Raw genomic sequence first — 9,113 nt, 5'->3', positions numbered from 1 at the left:
TACGACGCGCTGCTGATCCCCGGCGGGCGTGCACCCGAGTACCTGCGCATGAACAAGCAGGTGATCGCCACCGTCCAGCACTTCTCGCGGGCCAACAAGCCGATCGCCGCGGTGTGCCACGGCGCGCAGCTGCTGGCGGCGGCTGGCGTGATCCGCGGCAAGCGCGTGTCGGCCTACCCGGCCTGCGCGGCCGAGGTCGAACTCGCGGGGGCCACCTATGCCGACATCCCAGTCGACCAGGCCGTGACCGACGGCAAGCTCGTCACCGCCCCGGCGTGGCCGGCACACCCGGCGTGGCTGGCGCAGTTCCTGGCGGTGCTGGGCACGACGATCGAAGGGTGAACACGATTGCAGGGGCGCGCTGAATCGGCATATGGTGTGGCCCTGCATCCTGGAGGCCACCATGTGCGAGATCTTCATCAGCGCCGACCCCGAGAGCTACGAGTCGCGCACGCGCTCGGTTCGCCTGCATGGCGTGATCACCAGCATCCGGCTGGAGAACCTGCACTGGGAGGTGCTGGCCGAGATCGGCCGGCGCGACGGCATGAGCGTCACCCAGCTGCTGGAGCGCCTTCACGACGAGCTGGTGGCCACACGCGGCGAGGCCGTGGGCAACTTCGCCTCGTTCCTGCGCGTGAGCGCGCTGCGCTACATGGCCCTGCAGGCACACCAACGCATCCCGACCGACGTGAACGTACCCATCCGCTCGCTCGATGCGCGCAAGGTGCTGGAAGACCTGCCGGCGGGCTGGGCCGTGCCGCACGAACCTGCCGTCAACTAGTGCTGGGCGGGCACAGGATGCCCAGGAAGATCGGTCGCACGTAGACCTCGGCCACGTTGTCCTGCGAGACGCCCGCCACCCAGTGGCTGAGGCTGGACGCCGAGTTGACGAGGCCGCTGGCCACCTGCGCGGCGATCACCGGGTGCAGCGGGCGGATGGAGCCGTCGGTCATGCCATCGACCACCAGGCCGGCCAGGCGTTCGGTGAGCCGGCTCATGGTGCGCCGTACTTCGCTGCGGCGCGCCGGGTCGGAGAGCGCGCTGGTCGCGCCCTGGCGCAAGAGCGGCCCCTCGGGCGAGAGCTGGAAGCGCGCCAGTGCGCGCGACATGGCACAGGCGCGGTCCCAGCCGGTGCCGTCGATGCCCTCGGACAGGGTGAGCGCGCGGCGGATCACCGCGAAGGTGCGCTCGAAGCAGGCCGAGATCAGGTCTTCCTTGTTGTCGTTGTGGTGGTAGAACGAGCCCTTGGTCACGTTGAGCTGGGCCGAGATCATGTCGACCGAGGCGCCGCGGTAGCCCTGTTCGTTGACCAGCATCGAGGCGGCGCGCAAGAAGGCCTCGGAGGGTGCGTCTTCGTCGCTCGTGAGATGCCAGCCCAGCTCGGCCGTCGTGGGCGCCGACCACACCGAGCCCGGCCCGGCGGTGCCGTGGATCACCATCTCGCTCACGCGCTCGCCGATGCGCTCGTACTCGCCGGTCTCGTAGCGGTCGATCCAGCCACGCAGCCAGTGCGCGGTCGAGAGCACGATGTAGGTGCGGGCGGCCAGGTCGGCACGGCCGAGCTGCGCCGTCTGCGGCGTGCGCAGCATCTCGCGCAGGCGGCGGAACATCTCGTTGTAGGCGTTGGAGACCTGCTCGAAATGCGGGCTTGGCAGGGCGCGCATGTCGTTGAACTGCATCACCGGCGCGTGCGTGCCGCGGTCGATGTCGGCCAGCAGCACCGCGTGCAGGCGGAAGAACTCGCGCACGCGCGCCTCGACGCTGCTCTCTTTCGCCGCACGCTCGATGAGGTTGCGGAAGACCTCGATGGCGCGCAGGAAGCAGGCCGTCGCCAGGTCTTCCTTCTTGCGGTAGTAGTAGGTCACGCTGTTGGTGACCAGGCCCACGCTGCTGGCGATGTCGGCGAGCGTGGCACCCTTCACGCCGTGCTGGTTGAACAGCTCGGCCGCGGCGCTGAGGATGGCTTCGCGCTTCTCCTGGAAGCGCTGGGTCTGGGGCGGCAGCGTCGTGGCGGGCATCGGCGGAGGCTTGCGGGCGGGCATGGAAGGGGTCGAATTATGCCGAGGGCCCGCGCGCAACTTCTTCAGGCCGCCGCCCGAGTTGACACCGGCATGCTCATGGGCACCGCCTGGGTGTGAAGGTGGCAGGCCACGGCACGGCCCGCGCCCATGTCGCGCAGCAGCGGGTCCTGCGTCTTGCAGATGTCCATGGCTTCGGGGCAGCGCGGGTGGAAGCGGCAGCCCGAGGGCGGCTTGAGTGCGCTGGGTACCTCGCCCGTCACGACGATGCGCGGGCGCGTGGCCTCGATCTCGGGGTCGGCCACCGGCACGGCCGACATCAGCGCGCGGGTGTAGGGGTGCAGCGGGCGCTGGTAGAGGTCGTCCTTGGCGGCGATCTCGACGATGCGGCCGAGGTACATCACCGCGATGCGGTGGCTGATGTGGCGCACTACCGCGAGGTCGTGCGCGATGAAGAGGTAGGACAGGCCGAGGCGCTGCTGCAGCTCGACCAGCACGTTGACCACCTGCGCCTGGATGGACACGTCGAGCGCCGACACCGGCTCGTCGCAGATGATGAGGCTGGGCTCCAGCGCAAGCGCGCGAGCGATGGCGATGCGCTGGCGCTGCCCGCCCGAGAACTCGTGCGGGTAGCGGTCGGCCATGTCGGGCAGCAGGCCCACGGTCTGCAGCAGCTCGGCCACGCGCGCGCGGCGCTCGGCCGGGGTGCCGATCTTGTAGACGTCGAGCGGCTCGCTCACGATGTCGGCCACGGTCATGCGCGGGTTGAGCGAGCCGTACGGGTCCTGGTAGACCATCTGCATGCGGCGGCGGAAGCGCCCGGTGCGCTTGTCCTGCGCGGTGATGTCCTCCCCCTCGAAGACGACGCGGCCGCTGGTGATGTCGAGCATGCGCAGCACGGCCAGGCCGGTGGTCGACTTGCCGCAGCCCGATTCGCCGACCAGGCCCAGCGTTTCGCCGCGGCGCAGTGTGAACGACACGCCGTCGACGGCCTTCACTGCGCCGACCTGCTTGCGCATCACGGCGCCCGAGAACACCGGGAAGTGGACCTTCAGGTCGTCGACGCGCAGCAGCTCGTCGCCGGGTTGAGAGGGAGAAGAGGTAGCGGTCATGGGTCGTCAGGCCGTGGCGGTGGCGTCGTGGATGCAGGCCATGATGTGCTGCGCGCCCACCGGACGCAGCTGCGGGCGCTGCTGGTTGCACTCGGCCGTGGCGTGGCGGCAGCGCGGGGCGAAGGCGCAGCCCGGCGGCAGGCGCGAAAGGTCGGGCGGCGAGCCTTCGATGGGCACCAGGCGCTGCGACGAATCGCCGTCCAGGCGCGGCACCGAGGCGAGCAGCCCGCGGGTGTAAGGGTGCTGGGGGCGCTTGTAGATGTCGCGCGCGCTCGCCTGCTCGACGATGCGCCCGCCATACATCACCGCCACGCGGTCGGCATAGCGCGCGACCACGCCGAGGTCGTGCGTGATGAGGATGAGCGAGGCCTGCGTCTCGCGGCACAGCTCCTTCAGCAGGTCGAGCACCTGGGCCTGCACCGTCACGTCGAGCGCGGTGGTGGGTTCGTCGGCAATGATGAGCCGCGGCTTGCAGGCGAGCGCCATGGCGATCATGGCGCGCTGGCGCTGCCCGCCCGAGAACTGGTGCGGGTAGGCGCCGGCCTTGGTGGCCGCATCGGGGATGCGCACCTTGGCCAGCAGGTCGCCCGCGACCTTGATCGCCTGCTCCCAGGCCGTGCCGCGGTGCAGGTTCATCGGCTCGGCGATCTGGCGGCCCACCGTGATGGTGGGGTTGAGCGAGGTCATGGGCTCCTGGAAGATCATCGCGATGCGGTCGCCGCGCACGGCGCGGATTTCGGCATCGCTCATCTTCACCAGGTCCTTGCCTTCGAACAGGATCTCGCCGCTTTCGATGCGGCCCGGTGGGTTGGGGATCAGGCGCAGGATGGAGAGCGCGGTGACGCTCTTGCCCGAGCCCGATTCGCCGACGATGGCCAGCGTCTCGCCGGGCGCGACGTCGAGGGAGACGTTGTCGACCGCGGTGACCTCGCCGCGCTCGGTGCGAAAGCGCGTGGTGAGGTTGCGGACTTGAAGCAGGGGTTCGGTCAATTGCGTTCCTTTGGCTCGCTGATGCGCAGTGGATCCCGGCGTTCGCCGGGATGACACGGTGGGAGTGCCGTCATGCCGGCGAAGGCCGGCATCCACTGCATCAATGAACCTGGTGTGTCGAGCATCACTTGCCCAGTTTCTTCTTGAGGTCCTGGTCGATCCAGATGCGTGAATAGATCGGCCACGGCCGCACCGCACCGGCGCGCAGTTCGCCGTCGTAGTTCTTCACCCACGGCCACCAGGCGTTGAAGTTGTAGGCGGTGGGCAGCCACACGTAGGGCGCCTTCTCGAGGATCTCGCGCGTCAGCACCTTGAGCATGATCTGGCGCTTGCCTTCGTCGCGTTCGGCCAGCACGTCGGTGACTTTCTTCTCGAAGGCCGGGTCGTCCCACTGCGAGGGGTTCCAGACCTGGCCCTTGACGAAGTTCTTGCGGATGGAGGTGGTCGGGTTGGTGTGCCCGTTGTCCATCAGGTAGAGCGGCGCGTTGGTGCGCGTGGTCATGGCCGAGAGGAAGGCCGGGTACTCCATCGGCTGGATCTCGAGCTTGACGCCGATCTTGTCGTAGTAGGCGGCCAGCATCTGCACCAGGTCGCCGTGCGCGCTGTTGACGGCGTTGTACTGCACCTTGAACGAGAAGCCGTTGGGGTAGCCTGCCTCGGTGAGCAGCTGCTTGGCTTTGGTCGGGTTGTAGGTGTAGAGCTCCTGCACCGCCTGCGGCATGGCCGACAGCGGCTCGTAGTAGCCGGTGTAGTCGGGGTGCATGGGGAAGCCGAACAGCTCGGCGTGCCCGCTGTAGATCGACTTGATGATGGCCTGCCTGTCGACCGCCATGTTCATCGCGCGTCGCACGCGGATGTCGTCGAAGGGCTTCACGTCCACGCGCATGGCCATGTAGGTGCCGACCATGCCCAGCGTGCGTGACCACTTGAGCTGCGGCGCCTGCTTCTTCAGGTCTTCGACCTCGCTGGCGCGGATCACTTCCAGGATGTCGAGCTTGCCGGTGCGCAGCAGCGAGTAGCGCGTGGCCTCGTCCTTGATGGTGCGGTAGGTGATCTTCTCGACGAAGGGCAGCTTGTACTCGACGCCGCCGATCTTTTCCTTGTCCCAGTAGTTGGGGTTCTTCACGTAGGTGTTGGAGTTGCCGGCCTGGAAGTCCTGCAGCAGGTAAGGCCCGGTGCCGTTCACGTTCTTCCAGTTGGTGGCGCCGGCTTCCACCACCTCTTTCGGCACGATGGCCGAGTAGTAGCCCCAGCCCCAGCGGTAGTCCCACTCGGCGTTGTATTCCTTGAAGTGGAAGACGACGGTGTTCTTGTCGACGGCTTCGACCTTGGCGATGTGGTCGAGGTACTGCGGAATCTTCTTCGGGCTCTTCTGCTGACGCTCGACGGCATAGACCACGTCGTCGGCGACGAACTCGCGCGCCTTCATCACGCCCGGCTTCTCGGGGTACATCACGCCCTTGCGCAGCTTGACTTCGAGCGTGAGCGGGTCTTTCCAGCTCCAGCTCTGCGCCAGCTCGCCGCGGATGGCGTCGCTGGGCAGCCAGGCATCGGCCACGAACTTGTGCTTGCCGCCGGCCTTCACCGACTTGGAGAGGTCACCCGACCACAGCACCTCGTACTGGCCGCCGGCGTCGTGGTTGATCTTCCAGTTGTAGTCGGCCGGGTCCCACGACAGCGCCGAGATGCCCACGTACACCGTGCCCAGGCGCAGCTCGCCGCCGTACTGCGGCTTCTCCTGCGCGTGGGCAGGGGCGAGTGCCGCTGCCGCGGCCAGGCTGCAGGCTGTCAGGCAGAGTCTCAGGTTCTTCATCGAGGGTCTCCTTTGCGTTTGTTGCAGGGCGATTCGATTCAGCAGCGGTGAACGGCGAGAGCGGGCCGAGCGCCGGGCCGCTCCCAAGCCGGCCCGCATCCCCTCGGGGGATCGGCCGGCGTACTCGACGGACGAGGGGCAGACATCACTTGCCCATCTTCTTCTTGAGGTCCTGGTCGATCCAGATGCGGGCATGGATGGGGCCGGGGCGCTCGGCACCGGCGCGCAGCTCGCCGCCGTAGTTCTTCACCCAGGGCCACCAGCCGGTGTAGACGTAGGGCGTGGGCAGCAGCAGGCTGGGCACGGCCTCCAGCACCTGGCGCGTCATCAGGCGCACCTTGACCTGGCGCACGCGCTCGTCGGGCTCGGCGTACACCTCGGCCATCTTCTTCTCGATGTCGGCGTCGTAGAACTGCGAAGGGTTCCAGAGCTGGCCCTTGACGAAGCTCTTGCGCAGCGCCGTGGTCGGGTTGGTGTGGCCGAGGAACATGAAGTAACCCGGCGCGTTCTTCTTGGTCGTCATGGCCGACAGGTAGGCGCCGTAGTCGAGCGTCTCGATCTCCATGGTCACGCCGACCTTCGAGAGGTTGGCGGCGATCAGCGCCAGCATGTCGCCCTCGACGCTGGAGCTCGAGGTCTGCACCTTGAAGCTGAAGCCCTTCGGGTAGCCGGCCTCGGCCAGCAACGCCTTCGCCTTGGCGGGGTTGAAGGTGTAGAGCTCCTTCACGCTGTCGGGCATCGACTCCAGCGGCTCGTAGTAGCCGACGTAGTTCGGGTGCATCGGGTAGGTCAGCATCTCGGCGTTGCCGCCGTAGTAGCTCTTGATGATGGATTGCTTGTCGACCGCCAGGTTCATGGCGCGGCGCACGCGCACGTCGTCGAAGGGCTTGGTGTCCATGCGCAGGGCGATGAACTGCCCACCGTTGGCCAGGTAGCGGTTCCACTGGATCTGCGGCGCGCTCTTCTTCAGCTCTTCCACCGCGCTCCAGCGCACGGCTTCCAGGATGTCTAGCTTGCCGGTGCGCAGCGCGGTGAGGAAGGTGGCTTCGTCCTTGATGTAGCGGTAGGTGATCTTGTCGGCGAAGGGCAGCTTGTACTCGACACCGCCAATCTTCTCCTTGTCCCAGTAGACGGGGTTCTTGTTGAAGCTGAGCGAGCTGCCCTGCACGTACTCGCCCATCTGGTAGGGGCCGGTGCCGTTGACGTTCTTCCACTCCTTCGCGCCCGCAGCCACCACCTCCTTGGGCACGATCGCCGAGTAGTAGCCCCAGCCGAAGCGGTAGTCCCACTCGGCGTTGTACTTGTTCATGTGGAAGACCACGGTGTACTTGCCCACGGCCTCGACCTTGTCGATGTGGTCGAAGTAACCGGGGATCTTCTTCGCGCTCTTGTTGATGCGGTCGTAGCTGAAGACCACGTCTTCGGCGTTGAGCTCGCGCGCTTCCATCACACCAGGCTTGGCCGGGAACATCACGCCCTTGCGCAGCTGCACGGTCACGCGCAGGGGGTTCTGTTCCATCTTCCAGCTTTCGGCCAGCTCGCCGCGCAGCGAGTCGGTGGGCAGCCAGGCGTCGGAGCTGAAGGTGTACTTGCCACCGTTGCGCTTGGACTTGCTGAGATCGGCCGAAAACAGTTGTTCATAGGCGAGCCCAAGATCCTGGTTGATCTTCCAGGCCCAGTCGGCGGAGTCGGCCGACAGCGGCGACACCGTCAGGTACACGTTGCCGATGCTCAACGCGCCGCCGTACTGCGGCTTGCCGGCTTGCGCCATGCCGAGGGTGGGTGCCAAAACGAAAGGCAGGGCCAGCGCGGTGGGGAGGGCCAGGGTGCGCAGGTGCCGCGCGAGCGAAGTCAGTTGCATGAGGGTGAGGGTGGTTGTCGAAAAGGGGTCAGCGCGAGCCACGCATGCGGGGGTCGAGCAGGTCGCGCAGGGCGTCGCCGAATACGTTGGTGGCATACACCATCACGGTCAGGCACAGGCCCGGTGCGAGGGCCAGCCAAGGCCCCTGGAACATGTAGGTGCGCCCGCTGCCGGAGAGCATGCCGCCCCAGGTGGGAGCGGGCGGCGGCACGCCCAGGCCGAGGAAGGCGAGGCCCGACTCGGCCAGGATCACGGTGCCCACGCGGGTGGTGAAGATCACGATCACCACCGGCATCACGTTGGGCAGGATGTGCTTCCACAGGATGCGCAGCGACGAGGCGCCCAGCGACTGCGCCGCGTGCACATACATGTTCTCGCGCACGGCGACGACGGCGCTGCGGATGATGCGCGAGCCGTCGATGCCGAGCAGCACCCCGAGCGTGATGATGGTCTGCGGCATGCCGGGGCCGAACACCGACACCACCACGATCAGGATGATGAGGCCGGGGAAGCTCATCCACGCATCGACGAAGCGCTGCATCACCATGTCGAAGCGGCCGCTCCAGTAGCCGCTGGTCACGCCGATCAGGATGGAGATGACGGTGGACAGGAGCGCCGCCGAGCAGCCGATGATCACCGACAGGCGCGCGCCGTAGATGCAGCGCGAGAGCACGTCGCGGCCGAGGTTGTCGGTGCCGAACCAGTGCGCCCACGACGGCGCCTGCAGGCGCTCGAGCATGTTGATCTCGTTGAAGCCGTAGGGCGCGAACAGCTCGGCACCAATGCCGATCACCAGCATGAAGAGCAGCACCGCGCCGCCGGCCGCGCCCAGCGGCTTGGTGGTCAGCAGGCGCTTGAGGAGGCCGCGCGAAGGCGGGCGCGACACAGCCGATGTGGCCAGGGTGTTGATGACTGCCGACATTTAACGGAACCTCACCTTGGGGTCGAGCAGGCCGTAGCTCAGGTCGACCAGCAGGTTGATCACCATCACCGCCACGCCCACCACCAGGAAGACGCCGGTGATGATGGGGTAGTCGCGCTGGTTCACCGCGTCGAGCAGCAGGAGGCCCATGCCCGGGATGACGAAGATCTGCTCGATGATCACCGCGCCGCCGATCAAGAGCGGCGCCTGCAGCCCGATCAGCGTGACCACCGGGATCAGCGCGTTGCGCAGCGCATGGCGCATCACCACCAGCGGCTCGGAGAGGCCCTTGGCCCAGGCGGTGCGGATGTAGTCCTGGCGCAGCACCTCCAGCATCATGGTGCGCGTGAGCCGCATCGTGATGGCCGACAGCGAGGCCCCGAGGATCAGCGCCGGG

9 protein-coding genes are annotated in these 9,113 nt (G+C 67.3%); 2 read left to right on the top strand and 7 right to left on the bottom strand.

The genetic code is table 11. The features are described 5' to 3' along the window. Positions 1 to 342: DJ-1/PfpI family protein (locus VFL64_RS14945; RefSeq protein WP_489541176.1), on the top strand; the 342-nt coding region annotated here is incomplete at its 5' end. Positions 343 to 403: 61 nt separating this feature from the next. After that, on the top strand, positions 404 to 781 hold the full coding sequence (locus VFL64_RS14940) for a ribbon-helix-helix domain-containing protein (RefSeq protein WP_489541175.1): 378 nt from the start codon (positions 404 to 406) through the stop codon (positions 779 to 781). Here VFL64_RS14940 and VFL64_RS14935 read toward each other — a convergent pair. From VFL64_RS14935 to VFL64_RS14905, 7 genes are all read right to left on the bottom strand, one after another. Then, entirely contained in the window at positions 774 to 2,018 is a 1,245-nt protein-coding gene (locus VFL64_RS14935) for a TetR/AcrR family transcriptional regulator (RefSeq protein WP_489541174.1), read from the bottom strand. The two genes, VFL64_RS14940 and VFL64_RS14935, sit on opposite strands and share 8 nt — an antisense overlap. Before the next feature lie 65 nt (positions 2,019 to 2,083). Then, entirely contained in the window at positions 2,084 to 3,130 is a 1,047-nt protein-coding gene (locus tag VFL64_RS14930; RefSeq protein WP_489541173.1) for an ABC transporter ATP-binding protein, read from the bottom strand. A 6-nt stretch (positions 3,131 to 3,136) separates the two neighbouring features. Next, complete coding sequence (locus VFL64_RS14925) at positions 3,137 to 4,120, bottom strand: ABC transporter ATP-binding protein (RefSeq protein WP_489541172.1); 984 nt, start codon at positions 4,118 to 4,120, stop codon at positions 3,137 to 3,139. A gap of 124 nt (positions 4,121 to 4,244) precedes the next feature. After that, entirely contained in the window at positions 4,245 to 5,933 is a 1,689-nt protein-coding gene (locus tag VFL64_RS14920) for an ABC transporter substrate-binding protein (protein WP_489541171.1), read from the bottom strand. A 145-nt stretch (positions 5,934 to 6,078) separates the two neighbouring features. Next, positions 6,079 to 7,794: an ABC transporter substrate-binding protein gene (locus VFL64_RS14915; protein WP_489541170.1), complete on the bottom strand. Its 1,716-nt coding sequence runs from the start codon at positions 7,792 to 7,794 to the stop codon at positions 6,079 to 6,081. Between the two features lie 28 nt (positions 7,795 to 7,822). Continuing rightward, positions 7,823 to 8,716: an ABC transporter permease gene (locus VFL64_RS14910; RefSeq protein WP_489541169.1), complete on the bottom strand. Its 894-nt coding sequence runs from the start codon at positions 8,714 to 8,716 to the stop codon at positions 7,823 to 7,825. Further along, positions 8,717 to 9,113: ABC transporter permease (locus tag VFL64_RS14905; RefSeq protein ID WP_489541168.1), on the bottom strand; the 397-nt coding region annotated here is incomplete at its 5' end.

This window comes from Rhizobacter sp., assembly GCF_035702065.1.
Lineage (GTDB): Bacteria > Pseudomonadota > Gammaproteobacteria > Burkholderiales > Burkholderiaceae_C > Rhizobacter.
The sequence above is the reverse complement of the archived record's forward strand: the minus strand, read 5'-3'. Positions and strand labels throughout refer to the sequence as shown.